The organism is Nostoc sp. XA010 (genome assembly GCF_020829625.1).
GTDB lineage: Bacteria > Cyanobacteriota > Cyanobacteriia > Cyanobacteriales > Nostocaceae > Nostoc.
The window spans coordinates 471,608-492,198 of the sequence record NZ_JAIVFX010000002.1; the positions used below are offsets into that span (position 1 = coordinate 471,608).

Consider the following 20,591-nt stretch of genomic DNA (forward strand, 5'->3'; position numbering starts at 1 on the left):
GTTCTAAGTAGCTTGGATCACGTAAGTTAAAATATACCAAATTTACTTGGAAAAGTTCACAACACCTGGTAGCAATGATATAGATTTAGGGTTTTAATGATTTATATAACCAGGAATTTTTTGCTGCGATCGCTTCCCACGATGCTCATGTCTATAGCAATATAATTTAGCCACAATCAAATAGAAATATTTAAAAAGTTTGCTGAGATGATTATGATGGCATTAAGTAAGCTATTGCTATTAGTATATTTTTTACTAATGAACCAAAAGTTAATAAATACTGAAGAGTAAGCAAATAAGTAAATATCATTTTATTTAATTATGCGATCGCAAATCTAATTCCAGTAATCTAAAGCAATTAAAATTATTGGGTCTGCTTACCCTTGAGCCAACACTACTGATTTTTTCTACTTACTATTAACTTTGCTAAAGCCAGGTTTTTATATCAAGATTTCTTTGCTATAGTAAATCTCTAATTTAATTATGTTATACTAAAGATATAAAAAGTTAATATTTTAATATTTTATTAAAACTTTTTTAGGAAATACACCTTTTGACATATAAGAGCAAATTCTTGATTTTCTCCTTATGCTGCAAGTTGCCTTTTCTAGCAACGGGTATACTTAGGAGAATCCCAATGTCATTAAACAAAAATACCCTTGAGCAACCAGCAAATAATCTGCTGGCAGCTTTGCCATCCAGTGATTATGAGCGTCTTGTTCCCCATTTAAAGCTAGTTACGCTCTCAACTCGGCAAATACTTCACGAAGCAGGCGAAGCGATCGCACAGGTCTATTTTCCTAATAAAGCAGTGGTTTCTATAATTACCACTATGGAAGATGGCTTGACTGTAGAAGCTGGTTTAGTGAGCAATGAAGGCATGGTCGGTATCCCAGTAATTTTAGGAGACAACATCACAACCACAACGGCATTAGTGCAGGTTCCAGACAGTGCTATGCAAATGGATGCGGATATACTCAGAAGCGAGTTTAATCGGGGTACAGCCCTTCAGAGCGTCTTGCTGCGCTACGTGCAAGGTATGTACACTCAAATTGCACAAGGATCTGCCTGCAACCGTCTTCATAAACTAGAAAGGCGGCTGGCTCGGTGGTTGCTAACAGTTTCTGACCGTTTGGAATCAGAAGAATTTCCACTTACGCAAGAATTTATCTCACAGATGCTGGGTGTACGTCGTGCTGGTGTCACCGAAGCAGCTAAAATCCTGAGCGAAGCCGGAATCATCACTTACCACCGTGGTCAGATTAACATCCTGAATCGGGAGGCTTTAGAAAAAACTTCCTGCGAATGTTATCAGATTATAGAAGATGAATATGTCCGTTTATTGGGCAATAAGCCCAATAAACGGACAAAATAATTTTTTTGAAGCTGCTATGTACGAAACCGTACAGACTCTAGCAAGTGTGTTTTTTTTATTTTTGATATTGTCCCCGTGTTTCTTTAGCGAATACACCTTTTGACATTAGGATCAAATTCTGAAATTCTTTCCTTGTGCCCTAATCTGTCTTTTCTAAAGTCACCTACCTTTAAGGAGAGTGACTTTTAATGCCATCAGATAAAAACCTCTTTCAGCAACCACCAAATAAGCTGCTGGCAGGTTTGTCAGTCAGCGATTATGAACGTCTTGTTCCCCATTTGAAGCTGGTTGCGCTCCCATTACGGAAAGTCCTTTACGAAGCAGCCCAACCGATCCCACAGGTCTATTTTCCTGATAAAGCAGTGGTTTCTATAGTCACCACTATGCAAGATGGCTCAACGGCGGAAGTTGGGATAGTGAGCAATGAAGGCATGGTGGGTATCCCGGTAATTTTAGGAGACAACACCACAACCACAACAGCGTTTGTGCAGGTTTCGGGTGCTGCTATGCAGATGGATGCAGATATACTTAAAGCCGAGTTCAATCGGGGCGGAGCTATTCAAACCCTGCTGCTGCGCTATGTACAAGCTGTATACTCTGAACTGGCCCAAGGAGTTGCCTGCAACCGTCTCCATATACTCGAAGAACGGCTAGCTCGTTGGCTACTCACAGTTTCTGACCGTCTGGAATCAGAAGATTTTCCACTTACGCACGAATTTATCTCCCAGATGTTAGGTGTACGTCGTTCTGGCGTGACAGTAGCGGCTAGTACCCTCAGCCGAGCCGGAATGATCAGCTACCAACGTGGTCACATTAGCATTCTGAACCGAGAGGATTTGGAAGCAACTTCCTGTGAGTGTTATCAAGTTATACAAAAGGAATTTGCTCGGTTACTGGGCAAAAAGCCCAGTAACCGAGCCAGAAAATTTTTTTGAGTTAGGTGTACGAAACCGAACAGACTCGCAAAAGTAACTTAAATTAGAATATTATGAGCAAATTTCTGATTTAATGTTCAGTGAGCGAAAAGACTCTTAAGCCGCAAGTAAATAAGTTACTCGCGGCTTTGCCAGCCAGTGATTACGAACGCCTTATTCCGCACCTGAAGTTAGTTCCGCTTCCCACTCGGCAAGTCCTTTACGAGCCAGGAGAACCCATCACACACGTCTATTTTCCTCAACACGCAGTGATTTCTATAGTCACTAGTATGAAAGATGGATCGACAGTGGAAGTTGGGATAGTGAGTAATGAAGGCATGGTGGGTATCCCAGTAATTTTAGGAGGCAACACAACAACCACAAAAGCGTTTGTCCAAGTTGCGGGCGCTGGAATGCAGATAGATGCAGATGTTCTGAGAAGCGAGTTCAATCGGGGCGGAGCTATTCAAAACCTGCTGCTGCGCTATCTACGAGCTATATATACCGAACTTACACAATCATGTGCCTGCAACCGTCTTCATACACTAGAAGAACGGCTGGCTCGTTGGCTTCTGACAGTATCTGACCGTTTGGAATCAGAAGAATTTCCGTTGACACAAGAATTTATTGCTCAGATGCTGGGTGTACGGCGCTCCGGTGTGACAGTAGCGGCTAGCACCCTCAGCCGAGCTGGAATGATTTGCTACCAACGTGGTCAAATTAACATCCTGAATCGGGAAGATTTAGAAGCAACTTCCTGCGAGTGTTATCGAGTCATCCAAAAAGAATATGCTCGGTTGCTTGCTGGGGAATCAGCCAAAGCGCATAGGCGTAGCCCGCACTTCGACAAAGCTCAGTGACCATCGTAGACATCGCTAGCGAATAATTTTAACCTACTATGTCCGACACCGGACAGACGCTTGCCAGTTAGCTCCATTAATATTTAGTAAAGTAGGCATCAAATGGCATTTACAAATACATGCGATTTGATGCATTGCATTTGCTACTCAACGTGTTTCAGCTACACGGCGGTGAAAATAATGTCTAATCAGTCAATGTCTTTTAAAGGTCTGCGATTGCTCGTTGTGGATGACGACGCTGATACGAGAACCTTACTTACCTTTCTATTTGAAATAGACGGAGCAGAGATTATTACAGCTGCTTCGGCAGGTGATGCTCTAGAAATTATGTCATTTTTTAAACCAGACATCCTGATTAGTGACATTTATTTACCTGATGAGAACGGCTGCTCACTGCTCACGAAGATCAGAAAATTGGAAGCACAGCGAGGGAGAAACATTCCAGCTATTGCTCTGACAGCATCTGCTTTCGACGAAGACCGTAATCGTGCATTATTAGCAGGTTATGATATATACCGTTGCAAGCCGATAGACTTAGACGAATTAGCTTCTATGGTTGCTAGTTTAACTAGCCTCAAACAATACGCTTGACATATTTGGACGCATAAGGGAGGAGCTAGTAAGCAAGAAAGCTTTTACTAAATTTTATTTATTTTTGTAAGAATCTTTTAACTGATTTCAACGTGAATTTGACGGATTATATAGGGATCGTATTTGATTTTTGAAATTATCTACGTGGGCGGGGAGAGGGGAGTAGGGAGTAGGGAATAAGGAATTAGGCTTTTCGATTTGTACCGAGCTTTTTCAGAAATCCAACATTAGTCCTAATATAGTATCCGCTTAATTAGCTCAATCAAAAAGACCTCTCCCTGATTTTTCTACGCAAAATCGTCCCTCTCCGAGTCGGAGAGGGATAGCTTTAAAGTTTAGTTTGAAAGCAGTGAGAGGTTTCTTGAACTCACGTTGATTTTATTTTTTCTTAATTACGCTACCAGCAAAAACCTTTTGACAACACAGAGATATAAAATATACTAAGAGTAAATACAGAGAAAACTGAAATAGTTTTTCGTATTTACTCATTTTTTCATATAAAGGGGTGCATTATGGAATATCTTGCTTATTCTCAGATGTTTATTGCTCAAGAAGAGGCATCTCGAAACACCAAATATAATCCGTCTAAATCTCAATTAGATAGCAAAAAACCTCTTACATCTTCTGACATAGTTATTACTAAAGAAGAGACATTTGGAATCACTAAAGCTAAATTCAATTGGAAAAAACTTCTTAAATCTTCAGCTTGGCTAGCTTTAGCTGGTGTTGGTGTATTACTTCTTGCTGCTGCCCAAATTCAAATAAGTTCGGCTGCATTTGTCAGGACTAACGGCAGTTGTTTGCGTATCCGTACAGGCCCAAGCACTAACTACTCATATATAGATTGTGTACCAAATGGCGCAACACTTCCAGCCATTGAAAGGTATGAAAACGGTTTTGCTAGGCTTTCTACGGGTAGATACGTTTTTGCTCGATGGGTTGGTGGTAGGCCTTACTATGCTCCTGTGACTAGACCTGGTGGTGTTGGCGGTTCGGTGATTCTTACCCCTGGTTCTAGAGGTCAGCTTGTAAGAGACGTTCAAACAGCTTTAGGTAGTCTCAGAGTTGATGGGATTTACGGTCGAGATACTGTTAACCGAGTCCGAAACTTTCAGGCAAGTAAAGGTCTACTTGTAGATGGTACAGTGGGGCCCGAAACACGAGCAGCTTTGGGTATTTAGGCAAAAGCCGCCCTTTGACAAAGAGGCAGGGGAGCAGGGAGTAGGAAGCAAGGGGGATAGAACAGTTCTTGATGAGGTCATTTCCCTAAGCTTTTAGTCCCCTTTGAGAACTGCCTCTTCGTTAAAAATCTGTTGATTCTACTATTTTTTTGTGGGATGGAGATAAATCATTCATCCCACGCTCGGCTATCGTCTGATATCATGTCCGCTTGATTGCTTATTAAACCCGAATAACCCCACCCCGCCAAAGCTACGCTTTGTCTCCCCGCAAGCGCGGCTACGGTGTATACACAAGTTTGAAATAGTTTAATCACCTGGTTTTTCGCGTTAGTTTTACCCCACCCTAACCCTCCCCTTTATAAGGGGAGGGAACTAAATTTCCGGTCTCCCCCCTTTATAAGGGGGGATTAAAGGGGGTAATTTGACTTGTGTATACACCGTAGGCAAGCGGGGAGGGGCTGGAGGTGCGGTGTAATGGCTGTGGTTAGCATAACTATTTATGCGGACATGATATGAGACGTGGAGCTTTTTGAGCTAAAAAAATCGGCTTTTCTGCCGATTTTATGCACCCTGAAAAACAGAAACTTTGCATTTTGTTTAATCTAAATTCCTAAGTTGATGTTTCTGATGAAAGACCCAGGTAATTTTGTACAATCTGCAAAATGCGCTCTGCTGCATGACCATCTCCAAAGGGATTAATTGCATTTGCCATTGCTGCATAAGCATCTGGATCGCTAAGTAACTCAGCAGCATTTGCTAAAATGTTCTCACTTGTAGTGCCTACAAGTTTGGCTGTACCGGCTGCAACAGCCTCTGGTCTTTCGGTGGTATCTCTTAAAACTAATACTGGTTTTCCCAAGCTGGGGGCTTCTTCTTGCAAGCCACCAGAGTCAGTGAGCAAAAGATGCGATCGCCCAATTGCACCGACCAATTCTCCATAATCTAGAGGATCTGTCAAGAAAATTCGCGGATGATTCCCTAAAAGTTCTTGTAACGGAACTCGCACTGTCGGATTGCGGTGTAATGGTAGCAGCAAAGCTGTATCAGGAAACTTGTCTAAGATTTGTAAAAAGCCCTGAGCGATCGCTAACAGAGGTTCTCCCCAATTTTCTCGACGATGAACTGTTGCTAACAGAACGCGGTATGAATTCCAGTCTAAGCCTGGTACATTACAAACTGCTTGGGTTCCAGCTACATTCAACAGCGCATCAATTACCGTATTACCCGTCATGTGAATTTCACCCAAAACACCAGAACGGTGCAAATTTTCCACAGCCCAAGGAGTCGGCGCAAAGTGCAACTGAGTTATTTGAGAAATCAACCGTCGATTAGCTTCTTCTGGGTAAGGATTGAAGATATCATCAGTTCTTAAACCTGCTTCTACATGACCGATAGGGATTTTTTGATAAAAAGCTGCCAAAGCTGCGGCAAAAGCCGTGGTAGTGTCTCCCTGCACCACCACTAAATCTGGTTTTTTATCCTTAAATAATGCTTCTAACCCTTGTAAACTACGGCAGGTAATATCATTTAGAGATTGCTGTACCTGCATAATTTCCAAGTCATAATCTGCCTTGATGTTGAACAGTTGCATAACTTGCTCAACCATCTCTCGATGCTGTCCAGTTAAAATTACTTGGGACTCAAAACTTGAAGACTTTTGGAAAACCTGAATCACAGGAGCTAGTTTAATTGCTTCTGGACGAGTACCCAAAATAATGCAAACGCGTTTTTGATTAGTCATTAGTCATTAGTCATCTGTCATTTGCCAATGGTTATAGTCAATGGTCTATGGTCAATAGTCAATACTTAGCGATCAATCATCACACAAACTATAAATATAAGTAAGTCAACGTAAATAATTATCGTTGGGATAAAGCAGCACGAAAAAGGGTTTAAGCCTTATTTACTTTTCTTAACACAGTTTGTTTTTATTGTGCCGACTTCCTTAAAAGGATTCACACAATAAGCATGAAAAAACCCGGCTTAATCGGGTAGATGCACTGTTTATCGAATTTATTTATAATGACGAGACCTTGATCTCACAAGTAAAATCACAAACAGCATGAAAAAACCCGGCTTAACCGGGCAGACGCACTGTTTGTCGTATTCACCTGTAATGACTAAATTTTAATCTCACAAGTTAAAGGGCAAGCAGCGTAAACAGTAGCCTGCATTTGGTCTGCCTCTCCATGCAACCAGCTTAACCATTTAATTTGACTAGGATGAACTCCTTTAACAGTTAGTACACCCGCAGCCAATACAACTGCCATGACATTAAACATTATTAAAGCGCCTGCAACAAGCAAAACAGCACTAACAGGCATCACCGATTGTAAGATGATCGACAACAGACATCCGACCGTAGCCATCAAGACAACTAGTGGAAAACCGACAACCAACAAACATACTGCTAATGTAAAAGTCCATATTAAAAAGCTTTTAATCATTAACAAGGAGTAGGTCTTTCCTAGATTAGAGCTTTGAGCAGAAACCATGACTTTTCCTCCCAAAAATACACAACGAATTTTAATTTTCAGTCATATCTCGCTTTTGGCGAGTAAACTGATTTGTCTCTCAGTGAAATTCAGTATATAAAAACTAATTGGAAAAATGAGCATTTATTTACTAAACTTTACAGTTAATTTTTTGTAATTATGAATTAAAAGTCAACGTTTATATCTATGTCAAACAACTTGTTTTATGCATCTGCCTTCAGATATATAAGCTAAAAGGTATGAGCTTTTAACCTTGATCCCCACGATATTACTCCTATTGAACTTAACATTTCTTATAAAAATTAGTGTTGGTTCTCATAATTCATAGATGGGCTGAATAAATGATCTGCTAGTGTTTGTGCTGTTAATTGCTGGCAATTCGTGTCCATGCGTAGGATAAATTTCTCATCTAAAAAGCTCAGAATATTTATGCTTTGTTATAAGTATTATTTAATACTAACTAATCTATGCATTTTTCCTGAAGGAGTTTTAGTCCCGACCTGTGTTAAACCAGGTTAAATAGGTTAAATAATTTATCTAAGTAATCTGACTAGTGGAATTCCAGGAGAAAAAAGATACAAATTGAGATGGATGAAATGGATTGACATAGTTCTAGAGTTTCAATCCATTTCATCACCACTAAAGCTCGGGTGCAAGCACTCTCCAAAAGTCATCGAAGTAAGTGACTTGACTTCTCGTTAATTCAACTTTTTAACTGCCAAATGTGAAGATATATGACACAATCACAGTCTCCATCAAATTCTAACTCTGCTGCCGGACGTAACCTGCCACCAATGCCGCCGCCACCACCGCCAACCTCTGCTACCCAGAGGCAGATGACACAAACGTTGGATATGTCAGATAGGAGTAGCAACGCGCCTGTTGCAGGTCATCGTCCGGTTAGTCCACCATCAATACCTACTTCAGTTCTTCCTAAAAACAGCAGTGCGGGGCCCACTTTAGAGAAGTTAATTAGGGAAGCTTACGATCAGGGATATTCTGACTTGCACTTAGGTGTAGGTGAAGTACCCCGCTTCCGCACCCGAGGAGAAATTCAATCAATGGATTATCCAGAAACAGATAAAGAAACTTTTATGAATTGGTTGCGGGAGGTGATGAGTGAAGGGGAAATTCAGCGTTTTGAAGAACACTTAGAATTTGACGGAGCAACTCAATATGACTTTGCTCGCGTGCGGATTAATGTTTTTGGGACCCTTAGAGGGCCTGCGATGGTATTGCGGTTGATTCCGCTAAAAATCTTAACTATGGAACAGTTAAGATTACCCCCAGTTCTTCGGGATATTTGCCATCATCACAAAGGTTTAATTTTAGTGACTGGGCCCACTGGTTCTGGTAAGTCCACCACAATGGCAGCGATGGTTGACTACATCAATAAGGAGATGGCCAAGCATATCATCACCATTGAAGACCCGATAGAATTTATCCATCAAAGCCGCAAGTCTTTAGTCAAACAACGGGAAGTGGGAATGCATACCCGGAAATTTGATAACGCTTTGAAAGCAGCTTTACGGGAAGATCCAGATTTGATTCTGGTCGGGGAAATGCGGGATAAGGAAACAGTCAACACCGCCTTAAAAGCCGCTCAGACTGGTCACTTAGTTATGGGAACCCTACACACCAATAGCGCTGTCAAAACCATTGAGCGGATTCTCAATCTCTACTCTGGTGATGAACAGGATGCAATGCGGGTGGCAATATCTGAGTCTTTGGTGGCAGTAATTGCCCAAGGTTTGTGCCGTACAACTGACGGGAAGCGGGCTGCTTTCCATGATGTGCTGATCAATACTGAGGCTATTAAAGAATGGATCAAAGATGGTAAGTATGATGAAATTGGCGAGTTGATGAAACAAGCTGGCTTTGACGGCATGATTACGATGAATCAGTCATTGCTCAATCTCTATCAAGACGGTCGCATCACAGAAGAGACTGCTTTGGAAATGTCACCAACTCCTAACGAAATGGCACAGTTTCTCAGAGGTCGAGTTTAATATTATTGGGCATGGGGCATGGGGCATGGGGCATTGGGCGTTGGTTATTCTCCCCTGCCTCTCCCACTCCCCACTCCCAAATATCTTTGTCATCCTGGTTGCGGTTATCAAAAATTTGGGTCGAAAACCCTGTCGTTCTACGACGGCTTTTGGTAAAATAATGGTTGTGGAAGGGTAATCAACCACTTAAAAAACCCGATTGCTGCCTAATACGCAGACGCTGTACCTTGACAATTGAATCTAGGGGGTTCTACTTCGTAGTTTTAGTATCACCTGGAAGTAGGTAAAAGATTTACAGGTACTAGACAACTGGCATTAAAGCTTACGAGGTCGCTCGGCTTTAAAATCAAACAAATTTTGCAGTAATGCAACTAGGGTAGGGCATACCCAAAGTTAACGCTTGAAGAGAGAACCACCTCTGAATTAGATAACGCAAGGAATCTAATTGAAGTGGACTCGTTGAATCAAGAATCCTCATGCTTTCAGGCTGAGGAGTGTCAAAGCTAAGGTAAAAGGTAAAGAGAGAATTTTTTACTTTTAGCTTCCTAACCTCTGTGAATAATTTAACGACAAATAAACTATCTACACCCCAGTTGTTTAAAGGCATTGCCCTATTTACACCTGGAGGAGATTTAATTTACTGCATCGACCCTAGCAAGCAAGGTAGATGGCATTTGCATCTGTGTTCGGCTTTGCAAGAAATCTTAGATTTACCACAGCCACCGCACTTTTTAGTACCTTGTTATACTGCAACTATTGACCACTGGTTAGATCCACGCACTCAACAAGTGCGTACTTTTGCTGAAGCTTATCCAGCTGTAATTAGACATCAAGCTTTGCTTAATGCGATTTTTGCCACAGGGGAGTTAGTATGGCAAGCAGCTCCTTGGCAAGAGGGGTTGTGCGATCGCATGGTATTAACAAGTTATCGTTCCTCATTCCCGCAGCTTTGGGAGGATCACGATTTAGTTGTCCGTCTAGACCTTTCTGAACCTGTGCCAAAATACCACCAACCAGTAATAGTACAAAAAAAGGAAGCTATCACACAAGGCTATGTTCTGCGATTGTTTGTTGCCGGACATAGCAGTACCACCGAACGCATTCTGCAAAATTTACACGAATTGTTGGAGCGATCGCTGGGACATCCTTATACTTTGAAAGTGATTGATGTTTTAACTCATCCAGAACAAGCAGAACTCAATCAAGTTTCTGCAACCCCTACCCTTGTCAAAGTTTGGCCGCACCCAATTCGGCGAATCGTTGGGGAGTTGGATCATGTAGAAAAGATTTTACAGATGTTAGCTGCTAAGGAAAAATTTTAATTTTTATCACGAATTGAGGTTAAAAGTGAAACGCAGAGCTTTCCTAAGTCGCCAATATTATAGACAAGCCTGTACAATTATTGACAAACGTTGAAGTGTATTGCTTTATATACAAGTCCCTACTAGGGATTGAAACGTGTTTGGGATGTAGCTGCTTTACTTGCACTTGTGAATTGCAATTAACCAAAATTTTTATCAGAGGTAGCTAAAATTACCCACAGCGAGTTATTTGGAGAGCTAGAGGCAAAAACTGAACTTCTGCGATCGCATCACAATTGCTCATGGCTACAGCAATATACAGATAATTATGGACTCACTTAGCAAATTGATCAACTCAAGCGATCGCTTGCAGTACATTCAGATATTGGATGAGAACTTTATGGCGATTTTGTTAAATTATAAAACCTGTCAGAACGCATCTGAGTTCCATTTCGCCAAATTTCCACTTTTTCAGGGCTGACTAAATAATAAAAACTACCATTATCTGCTCGATATCTGCCTTCGCCAATATTTAAAGCTGCGATTTTTATAGGCTTGCTTGGGTCTTGTTTCAACTGCCCAATATAAAATAACTGACCATTTTCTTCACAGACTTTTACACGAATACTTACAGTCTCACCCTCAATAATGGTAACTCCATTGCATTTAGTATCAGTGCTAACAGGTGCAAAACCTATTGAAATTGGCTGTGAACGTGAAACTTGTTTTGCTAGTGGGGGTGTTGAGACTGGGTGGTTTTGATTATCCAGTTGCTGAACTTTAGAAGCAGAAGCAACACTTGCAGTTAAGGATGTTAACACACGAAGGGGGTCAAGTGCTATTCGACCATTTGGATGAACTTCAAAGTGCAGATGAGGCGCTGTACTATTGCCTGTAGATCCCATTTCAGCAATAATTTGACCTTGAATGACCTGTTGATCCTTGCTCACCAACAAACGGCGATTGTGCCCATAAACAGTGATACTGCCGTCAGAATGTTTAATAGTTATAGCATTGCCTAATCCCCAATTATCCCAACCTGCTTTAATGACTGTACCAGATGCAGCAGCAATAATAGGAGTTCCAGATGCCCCTGCAATATCAATTCCTTCATGTTGATATTTGCGGAAGCCTTGAGAAATAAATCCTTGAGTCGGCCAGATTAAGTTAGAAGCAGGGATGGGAGTTTGCCCAATTGGGGAATCGTCCGCCAACTGTGTTAGGGCAGATGTAGTTGTACTTAATACGGCGGTTAAGGATATTAACCCAATTAGTCCATAAGTGCGGTATCGACAAAGGGTGACTTTTTTCATAAGTTGAAAGTTTATTTAAATAATTCAGATAGTTTCTGATTATTTGCTGTTTCAAGCTTACTCGGTAAATATCAGGAAATTTAGCAGATATAACATTACACCTTGGCGCTACGAGTCTAATATGTGCCCCGTATGCCAGCCACCGACGCATCGAACGGTGGCATACGTTATAGTGATTCTTCCCTTCTGGCTCAGGACTTAGTGTAATTCTCGATTACTTTGGCGAAGTCTGGCACTGCTTCTTCTACGTGCTTTTTGGCTGAACCGCGAAGTTTTTCATAGGTTCCTCGCACGATTTGACGCTTGGCGTTCTTGACTCTAGCATCGGTGACACCGAGTAGCGCGTCTGCCGTCTGAGAGCGATTCGCATTCAGGTATTCAACTGGATCGCCTTTCTGTACGCCTTCACTCCAGATGGGATCAAGTGCTGTGAAGCATTGCGGTAAAATCTGCTCAACCACGTAGGGGATATACCCTGGCTTAACCCCCTTCAGGGCGGCGAAGGCAGTTTTTAAAGCGATGCCACTCATGCCTGACTTGGATGCAAGCTGTCCTTCAATCATGTTGCAACAGTCATCTATGACCATAGCCTTTTTGGTCGGGTTCAAAAGTCCCTCACTCAGTCCCATTTCAGTTTTCCTTATCTAAGTACTTAATTTCTATTCGACTAATTTTTTTAGCAAGCAGGAAATTACAGAAAATCGTATCAGAGTTAGAGGATGTTATAGACATCACATTTTCACTCCTTAAGTCTATTGCTGATAACGGGTGCTTCTCATTCTTGGGTTCGCGTTCTTGTAGAGAGAAAAAACGGCAAAAGTTAGGTTATCCCATCTTGCTGAGACCTTAGCTGTGTCTCTGGCTGACTTGAGGCAGTAGGCAAAACTCTATGTTCAGATCCTGAACTTCCATTTGGAGAATCTGGAGGCTTTGAACCACCCGATCGCTTCTGAGAAAATACAGCCTGAGCGAGAGTCTTGACTAAGATGTACAAAATTGGCACTAAGAACAAACTCAAGAACGTTGAAAGCAACAGCCCCCCAAAGAGCGCTGTTCCTAAAGACCAACGGCTACTGGCTCCAGCCCCTTGAGAGATCACCAAGGGCAAAAATCCTAACAGCGCGGCAAAGGAAGTCATTAAGATCGGTCGCAGACGTTCTTCTCCCGCTTTCACCGCCGCCCGCGTATAGCTCATGCCTTGCTCATGCAGCTGATTGGCAAATTCCACGACTAAAATCGCGTTTTTCGCAGCTAAACCAATCAAAGTTACCAAACCTACCTGGCAATAGATATCATCCACCACTTTCGGGAAGAGGCTACCTGCCATGAAAATGTTGGAACGTAGCCAAATTGCCGTCATTGCTCCCAAAACTGCCAGGGGAACTGTCAGCAAAATAATGATTGGGTCAATGTAGCTTTCATATTGAGCCGATAGCACCAGAAAGACAATCACGATCGCTAAGGCAAAAATCAAGCCCGTAGATCCCCCAGATGTCTTTTCCTGAAGATAAGTCCCTGTCCACTCGTAACCAAATCCTTGAGGTAAAACCTCTGCTGCTACTTCCTCCATTGCTTTAATTGCCTCTCCCGAACTAGAACCGGGAGCAGGAGCGCCCTGTACTTTGATTGACCTGTACAAGTTATAGTGAGCAACGGTTTTTGGCCCCACAAAGGGGGTAACTTTTACCAAGTTACTCAACGGAATCATCGCCCCACTTGCAGAGCGAACATACAGCTTGCCAATATCATCTGGATTAGAGCGGAAAACCCCATCTGCTTGGACATATACTCGATATTGTCGCTGTCCTTGAACAAAGTTATTCACATATTGCGACCCCAAGTAAGTTTGCAATGCCCCAAAGATGTCGTTAATCTCAACGTTGAGAGCCTTGGCTTGGTTGCGGTTTACCTGAATGTCAAATTGGGGAGTGTCTGCGGTGAACTGAGTGAAGACTCGTTGTAAAACAGGCTTTTTATTTGCTGCTGCAATGAATTTTTTAGCAGTATCAACCAGGGTTTCAATCGGGGCACTTCCGGTTTTGTCTTGAATAATAAACTCAAAACCACCCGTAGAACTTAACCCTCTAACTGGAGGAGCATTCACAGCGATCGCTCTAGCTTCTGTAATTGTAGAGAGCTTTTTGTTTAGCCTCTGAAGTATGCCATAAACAGATTGAGATTCTTCAGTTCTCTCTTTCCAGGGTTTCAGGTTAGCAAAGGCAATCCCTAAATTAGAAGCATTGCCATCGAAACCAAAGCCACTGATCATAAAACTAGCTCTAACTTCGGGAGCCGATGTTACTTCTTTGGCAACCTTGTTCATCACCGATTCGGTGTATTTCAAAGAAACCCCGTCAGGCCCCTGGACAATTACAAAGAAGTAACCCTGGTCTTCCTCTGGGATAAATCCGGTAGGTACTGCTCTGTACATCAAAACCGTTGCTACTAAACCAGTAATAAAAACCCCAACTACAATCGGCTTGACATGGGTAAGGTAGCTAACAAACCCAACATATCGGCGGGTGAACCAGGAAAATCCCCGATTAAATTGCGTAAAGAACCAACCTAAAGGGCCCCGTGGAGTCTGAGCCGGGCGCATGAGGATGGCTGCCATACTCGGAGAGAAGGTTAAGGCGTTGAAGGTCGAAATGGCAATGGAGCAAGCTACGGTTAAGGCAAATTGTTTGTAGACAATCCCTGTAGTGCCCGGAATGAATGCTACGGGAATGAATACCGCCATGAGTACAAGTGAAGTGGCAATGATTGCCCCGGTTAACTCTTTCATGGCTTCAACAGCGGCCTCAAAGGGCCTCATGCCCTGCTCTAGTTTGACTGCAACTGCCTCGACCACAATAATGGCATCATCCACGACGATACCGATCGCTAGAACAAAACCAAATAAGGTTAGTGTATTAATCTGAAATCCTAAAACCAACAGAGCCGCACATGTCCCAATCAGGGAAACGGGAATCGCCACAGTGGGAATGATCGTGGTACGCCAGTCTTGCAAAAAGACAAAAATTACCAAGACCACTAGGATAATCGCCTCAACCAGAGTGTGCAGAACTTCTTCTAAAGAAATTTCTACAAACGGAGTGGTATCAAATGCCAACTGTGCTTTTAGTCCAGGTGGAAAACTTTTTTCTAAAATCTTGATCTGTTCTTCAACGGCATGGGCAACATCCAGGGCATTACTACCTGGAAGTTGATATATCCCCAAACCCACGGCTGCCTTGGGATCATTTCCTGGGATGGTGAATCTGGCATCAGCGAGATAGTTCTCTGCTCCCAGTTCAACTCGACCGACATCTCTAACCTTAACTAGGGTGCTATTAGTGCCACCTTGACTAACCTTCAGCACCATATCCTCAAATTCAGCCGCATCTTTAAATCGACTGGTTGCCCGTAAAGCAAATTCAAAGCTTTGATTATCTGGGGCTGGTTCCTTACCAATCGCCCCTGCACCCACCTGAATATTTTGTTGTTGCAGGGCAGTTGTCACATCTTGGGGAGTTAGTTGATGTTGGGCAAGCTTGTTGGGATCAAGCCAGAGGCGCATGGCATATTTGCGTTCTCCAAAAACCCTGGCACTTCCTACACCAGGAAGCCGTTTAATCTGATCGAAAATATACAGATCAACATAGTTACTGATAAAAATGTTGTCATACTCATTATTTTCTGAGTAAAATCCATAGACGAGCAGCAGACTACTAGATGCTGTTTCAACGGTGACACCTGTTCGTTGAACAGTATCTGGCAATTGAGGTGAAGCAAGTGCTTGTTTATTTTGAACGTTTACTTGAGCAATATCGCTATTGACATTAGTTGGGAAGGAGACAGTTATATTGCTGGAACCATCATTACCCGTATTAGAAGATATATAAGATACATCTTTAACACCATTAATTTGTCGCTCAATAATGTTGGTGACAGTATTTTCTGTTGTTTGAGCATCCGCACCAATATTGTTGGAGTTAACGGTGATTTGCACCGGGGCGAGGTCTGGTAGCTGAGAAATGGGAAGGATCGGAATACAGATGCTTCCCAGTAGCAAAATAATCAACGTGCAGACCGTCGTCAGGACTGGACGTCTGATGAAGGTATTGACAAACATAAATTAGGGAATTCAAGACTTGTTAGTGAGGTAGTAGCTTTTTATTAATATAAGGATTATTAAGGCTTAGTGTTAGATATTGAGCATGAGGCATGGGTTATTCCCTTGTCCCCCTGCTTTGCATCTACGGTATACACACAAGTTTTCTAAAGCTGCCCCACACTTTGACCCAATACGCTTGGGTTAAGGAAATTTATCTGTTAAGGCAAGCAGGGGGAGCAGGGGAGGCAGGGGAGGCTGGCGTTGCAGGGGAAGAGAAAAAAGCTTAACTGAACTGTATTGCACTTTGACCTACAATGCCAATGCATCGACTGACAATGCGATTGTTTCGATTAACAATGCCAATGCATCGACTGACAATGCGATTGTTTCGACTAACAATGCCAATGCATCGACTGACAATGCGATTGTTTCGACTGACAATGCCAATGCATCGACTGACAATGCAATTGTTTTGACCAAATTTCTATAAAACTTACCCATAAAAGATCCCCCCTTTTTAGTTAGGGGGGAGTGTGCTTCGCGCAGGCTACGCGAACGAGGTATTAGGTTTTGAGTGCGTAAGGCCTGTTTCTAATTAGCTTTGCCATTACCCTGAAAATTTAACGATTGCTCATCATTGACCCAAATTGCTTGTTGAGGCACAGAAATGGAAATTCCAACTTCGTCTAGAGCAACTTTCAGGCGGCGGCGAAACTCTCGTGCTACATCCCATTGTTTGAGGGGCTGTGTTTTAATCCATACACGAATAATCAAACCGCGATCGCCAAATTGATCTATCCCCAAAACTTGCGGTGTTTCCAAAATTTGACGTTCCCATTGCGGATCTTTATCCATCTCAAAACCAATACTTTCAATCAACTTCAAAGCCTTTTCAATATCGGCTTGGTAGGCAATGGGGATTGTTAAATCGGCTCGTGACCAACGGCTAGAAAGATTGGCAACAACTTTAATTTCACCATTGGGAATTGTGATCAAGCGCCCTTCGGAATCTCGCACTTGAGTCATCCGCAGATTTAGATTTTCTACTAAGCCTCCCACGTTTCCCACATTAATCACATCGCCTAAAGCGTACTGGTCTTCTAAAATGATCAGAAAACCGTTAATCGCATCTTTAATTAAGTTTTGCGAAGCTAGAGACACCGCAACACCAACTAAACTTGCACCCGCTAGCAAGGGAACGATATCTATGCCCAATGATAACAGCGCTAGCAAGAAGCCTACTCCTACGCAGATACCAGTAGCGATGCTTTTAGTCACGCCAGAAAATGTGGAAACTCGCAGTTGCAGCCGTTCAGAACTTTCTGGAGTCAATAAAGCACCACTGCTAATCAGAGTGGTGGTGAAGCGGTCAATGAGGGCATAGATGAGACGGATTACTACGTAAGTTCCCAAGAACACAACACCTAATCGCAAAGGAAATTGGGCAGCTGTGAGAATCGCTACCTGAAATGGTCGTGTGTAGGGAAATAGACCTAAAATAATGAAACTTCCACCTCCCCAAATTCCGGCTTGAGTTAGCTGAAACAGTCGTCTTTTGACTTCTTGGATATGTCGATGTTGCTGTTGATTCAGTTGGGTTGTAATTGGTTGGGCTGCTGCTGTTGGTAGGGGCCCTCTGGGGGGTTGGGAGGCAAGGGGGTATACTGCATCGTTTTTGGAACGCCTTTGCCAGCTATATACCCCCCAACTCATCACAATCATTGTCAGTCCAATGCCCGCAGCAATTTTGCCTTGGTCGATTAAAAATTGAGTTTGTCTTTCTTGCTTTGCTTGTTGCAAGTCTTCTTGTAACGATTCGGCGATTTGATTTGCTGATGTCAACATATCTACTTCTCGCAATCCAGCATCCTCAGAAGTGATGGTCATCAGGTATTGACCGTTGATATAAATTACTGGTAAGTCGTTTACTTTGCGAACTTCTACCTTGACTGCTGTTTTTGCTGGTGACTGGAAGTAATTTTTGGCAATTTTCTCCAACTTCTTTTGGATATCTTCTGAACGCTCAGGAAAGTTGCTTCTTGATGCCGCTATCTGAAATAACCGACGACCATCTAAATAAATCCAGCCTGTAACAAGTCTATTATTTGCATCATTACTCACACTGCTGGGAGATGGTAGCAGTTGCGGTAACAAAGGAATTTGGGCTGTGGCTTTTGGCACAGATACAACAGCTATAGTCATTGAACTAGCGATGCCTACGGCGGGCAAAGCCAACGCCAAAAATTGAAAGCGCACTCAAACACCTCCTTGAGTAAAATCGATTAATCACTACTTCAACTATCCTGCTTAATTACTTTGGGTAGATGTACCTATCTAAAGTTGAGGTTTTGCTTTGAGATGATAAAATTTTGATATTTTTCTGTTCACCTTATATCTTTAGACAGATGACGATGTACTTAAAGTCAGCAGGTAAAGGTTAAAAGGTCTTACTTTTTCCAAAAATAAAACAAAAAGGAAGAACCTGGGAATGAAGTTGACATTATGCTGATCAAACGTCAAGCTAGTTTTGAGGACTATTGACTAGTGATTTGCTTTTCTTAAAAGCAAAAATCGCCAGTCGTAGAATAGCCTAGTAGAGTGCGTAAAATTTACGTAGCTTTTTTTTATTTTTTGAGGTAACTTTTGATGACCGCAACTTCTCCCCGATTAAAGCACGAGGTTAAAGACCTCGGCCTAGCTGCCTTGGGTAGACAGCGTATTGAATGGGCTGGACGCGAAATGCCAGTTTTGCGGCAAATCCGCGATCGCTTTGCTATCGAGAAACCCTTCGCTGGTTTACGCCTTGTAGCTTGCGCCCACATTACAACAGAAACAGCACATTTGGCGATCGCTCTGAAAGCTGGTGGTGCAGATGCGCTTTTAATTGCTAGCAATCCTTTATCAACACAAGATGACGTAGCCGCTAGCCTCGTCTTGGATCATGAAATTCCCGTCTTTGCTCAAAAAGGCGAAGATAACGAAACTTATAACCGCCACGTTCAAATAGCTTTAGATCATCGCCCCAACATTATTGTTGATGACGGTAGCGATGTGGTTGCAACTTTGATCCAACAACGCCAACACCAAATCGCTGATTTGATTGGTAGTACCGAAGAAACCACCACTGGCATTGTGCGGTTACGCGCCATGTTTAGAGAAGGCGTACTCACCTTCCCCGCAGTCAACGTCAACGACGCCGACACCAAGCACTTCTTTGATAATCGCTATGGTACTGGGCAATCAACCCTAGATGGCATTATCCGCGCCACAAATATTTTGTTGGCTGGTAAAAACATTGTCGTCGTCGGTTATGGCTGGTGTGGTAAAGGTACAGCCCTCCGCGCCCGTGGGATGGGTGCTAACGTGATCGTTACCGAAATCGACCCCATCAAGGCAATTGAAGCCGTAATGGATGGCTTCCGCGTCCTGCCAATGGCTGAAGCTGCACCTCAAGGTGATATATTTATCACTGTGACAGGTAACAAGCACGTCGTTCGCGGTGAACACTTCGATGTCATGAAAGACGGTGCGATCGTTTGTAACTCCGGTCACTTTGACTTGGAACTTGATTTGAAATACTTGGCTGCAAATGCTAAGGAAATCAAAGAAGTTCGTCCTTTCACTGAAGAGTACAAGTTGAAAAATGGTAAATCAGTTGTCGTTCTCGGACAAGGACGCTTGATTAACCTAGCTGCGGCTGAAGGACACCCCAGCGCGGTAATGGATATGAGTTTTGCGAACCAAGCTTTGGCTTGTGAATTCTTGGTGAAGAATAAAGGTAAGTTGGAACCTGGTTTGCACTCAATTCCTGTTGAAGTTGATCAAGAAATTGCTCGGTTGAAGTTGCAGGCTATTGGTATCACGATTGATAGCCTAACAGCAGATCAAATTGAGTACATCAATTCTTGGACAAGCGGAACTTGATACATTGATTAGTTGATTTTTTCGGGGATAGGCGTTTTGCTTATCCCTTTTTTTGTTTCTCACGCAGAGAACGCAAAGGGAAATGAAAAGCTTTTAAAAGGGGCTTTATATTAAATATTGTTCATAAATCAGACAGGAGTCCCATATATAAAGACCCAAAAAGCGGCAGTTAAAAATCAACTGAATAAATCCACAGAATCCCCTACTTTGCGTTGGATATTTCAATGTTTTTAAGGGTTTCATTTTCTGATTACACAAGGAGTTTATAGGATTCTTAACTTGACTGAGGAACGTTGTCGAATCTTACAATTCCTGCCTACAGCTTGTCAAAAATATTATTTATTGTCTTAGTTTTCAAATCTTTAATTCACTATTGTATAGTCTTATGTTTTCATAACTGATTGAATAAATTCAATTAAATATTGTTGTCTTACTAGCTTTTTAAACACAATAAAAAAGCTAGATTTTTGGCGTGCATAATTTATTTTTGATTATTATTTAATTTTTTTTACTATAGTTTTGAATTGCTGGT

15 protein-coding genes are annotated in these 20,591 nt (G+C 42.3%); 8 read left to right on the plus strand and 7 right to left on the minus strand.

Annotated elements, in window-relative coordinates; all coding sequences use genetic code 11:
- Positions 1-637 precede the first annotated feature (637 nt).
- The 5 genes from LC608_RS05040 to LC608_RS05060 all read left to right on the plus strand — a co-directional run bounded on the left by LC608_RS05040 (position 638) and on the right by LC608_RS05060 (position 4,921).
- Positions 638-1,375 carry a Crp/Fnr family transcriptional regulator gene (locus tag LC608_RS05040; protein ID WP_229552475.1) on the plus strand — a complete coding sequence of 246 codons (738 nt, stop codon included), beginning with the start codon at positions 638-640 and terminating at the stop codon, positions 1,373-1,375.
- 188 nt (positions 1,376-1,563) lie between these two features.
- Complete coding sequence (locus LC608_RS05045) at positions 1,564-2,310, plus strand: Crp/Fnr family transcriptional regulator (protein WP_229552476.1); 747 nt, start codon at positions 1,564-1,566, stop codon at positions 2,308-2,310.
- A gap of 80 nt (positions 2,311-2,390) precedes the next feature.
- Positions 2,391-3,149: a Crp/Fnr family transcriptional regulator gene (locus tag LC608_RS05050; protein ID WP_229552477.1), complete on the plus strand. Its 759-nt coding sequence runs from the start codon at positions 2,391-2,393 to the stop codon at positions 3,147-3,149.
- 180 nt (positions 3,150-3,329) lie between these two features.
- Complete coding sequence (locus LC608_RS05055) at positions 3,330-3,740, plus strand: response regulator (protein ID WP_229552478.1); 411 nt, start codon at positions 3,330-3,332, stop codon at positions 3,738-3,740.
- A 512-nt stretch (positions 3,741-4,252) separates the two neighbouring features.
- On the plus strand, positions 4,253-4,921 hold the full coding sequence (locus tag LC608_RS05060; protein ID WP_229552479.1) for a peptidoglycan-binding protein: 669 nt from the start codon (positions 4,253-4,255) through the stop codon (positions 4,919-4,921).
- Positions 4,922-5,531: 610 nt separating this feature from the next.
- Here LC608_RS05060 and wecB read toward each other — a convergent pair.
- Positions 5,532-6,662, minus strand: a complete 1,131-nt coding sequence (wecB, locus tag LC608_RS05065) for a non-hydrolyzing UDP-N-acetylglucosamine 2-epimerase (RefSeq protein WP_229552480.1) — start codon at positions 6,660-6,662, stop codon at positions 5,532-5,534.
- A gap of 379 nt (positions 6,663-7,041) precedes the next feature.
- Positions 7,042-7,416, minus strand: a complete 375-nt coding sequence (locus tag LC608_RS05070) for a hypothetical protein (protein ID WP_229552481.1) — start codon at positions 7,414-7,416, stop codon at positions 7,042-7,044.
- 734 nt (positions 7,417-8,150) lie between these two features.
- On the opposite strand from LC608_RS05070, the gene LC608_RS05075 reads away from it, so the two are divergent.
- A complete protein-coding gene (locus LC608_RS05075) occupies positions 8,151-9,425 on the plus strand; it encodes a type IV pilus twitching motility protein PilT (RefSeq protein ID WP_229552482.1) in 1,275 nt (424 codons plus the stop codon).
- Positions 9,426-9,979: 554 nt separating this feature from the next.
- Complete coding sequence (locus tag LC608_RS05080; RefSeq protein ID WP_229552483.1) at positions 9,980-10,747, plus strand: circadian clock KaiB family protein; 768 nt, start codon at positions 9,980-9,982, stop codon at positions 10,745-10,747.
- 377 nt (positions 10,748-11,124) lie between these two features.
- Here the strand turns inward: LC608_RS05080 and LC608_RS05085 are convergent, their stop codons facing one another.
- The 5 genes from LC608_RS05085 to LC608_RS05105 all read right to left on the minus strand — a co-directional run bounded on the left by LC608_RS05085 (position 11,125) and on the right by LC608_RS05105 (position 18,391).
- Positions 11,125-12,039 carry a M23 family metallopeptidase gene (locus LC608_RS05085; protein WP_229552484.1) on the minus strand — a complete coding sequence of 305 codons (915 nt, stop codon included), beginning with the start codon at positions 12,037-12,039 and terminating at the stop codon, positions 11,125-11,127.
- 191 nt (positions 12,040-12,230) lie between these two features.
- Positions 12,231-12,668, minus strand: a complete 438-nt coding sequence (locus tag LC608_RS05090; RefSeq protein ID WP_229552485.1) for a hypothetical protein — start codon at positions 12,666-12,668, stop codon at positions 12,231-12,233.
- Positions 12,669-12,859: 191 nt separating this feature from the next.
- On the minus strand, positions 12,860-16,153 hold the full coding sequence (locus LC608_RS05095) for an efflux RND transporter permease subunit (protein WP_229552486.1): 3,294 nt from the start codon (positions 16,151-16,153) through the stop codon (positions 12,860-12,862).
- 291 nt (positions 16,154-16,444) lie between these two features.
- Positions 16,445-16,636: a hypothetical protein gene (locus tag LC608_RS05100; RefSeq protein WP_229552487.1), complete on the minus strand. Its 192-nt coding sequence runs from the start codon at positions 16,634-16,636 to the stop codon at positions 16,445-16,447.
- Positions 16,637-16,726: 90 nt separating this feature from the next.
- Positions 16,727-18,391, minus strand: coding sequence for a mechanosensitive ion channel family protein (locus LC608_RS05105; RefSeq protein WP_374108369.1), 1,665 nt, complete (start codon positions 18,389-18,391; stop codon positions 16,727-16,729).
- Positions 18,392-18,781: 390 nt separating this feature from the next.
- Here LC608_RS05105 and ahcY point away from each other — a divergent pair, with 390 nt between their 5' ends.
- Positions 18,782-20,059 carry an adenosylhomocysteinase gene (gene ahcY, locus LC608_RS05110; protein ID WP_229552488.1) on the plus strand — a complete coding sequence of 426 codons (1,278 nt, stop codon included), beginning with the start codon at positions 18,782-18,784 and terminating at the stop codon, positions 20,057-20,059.
- The last annotated feature ends 532 nt before the right edge of the window (positions 20,060-20,591 follow it).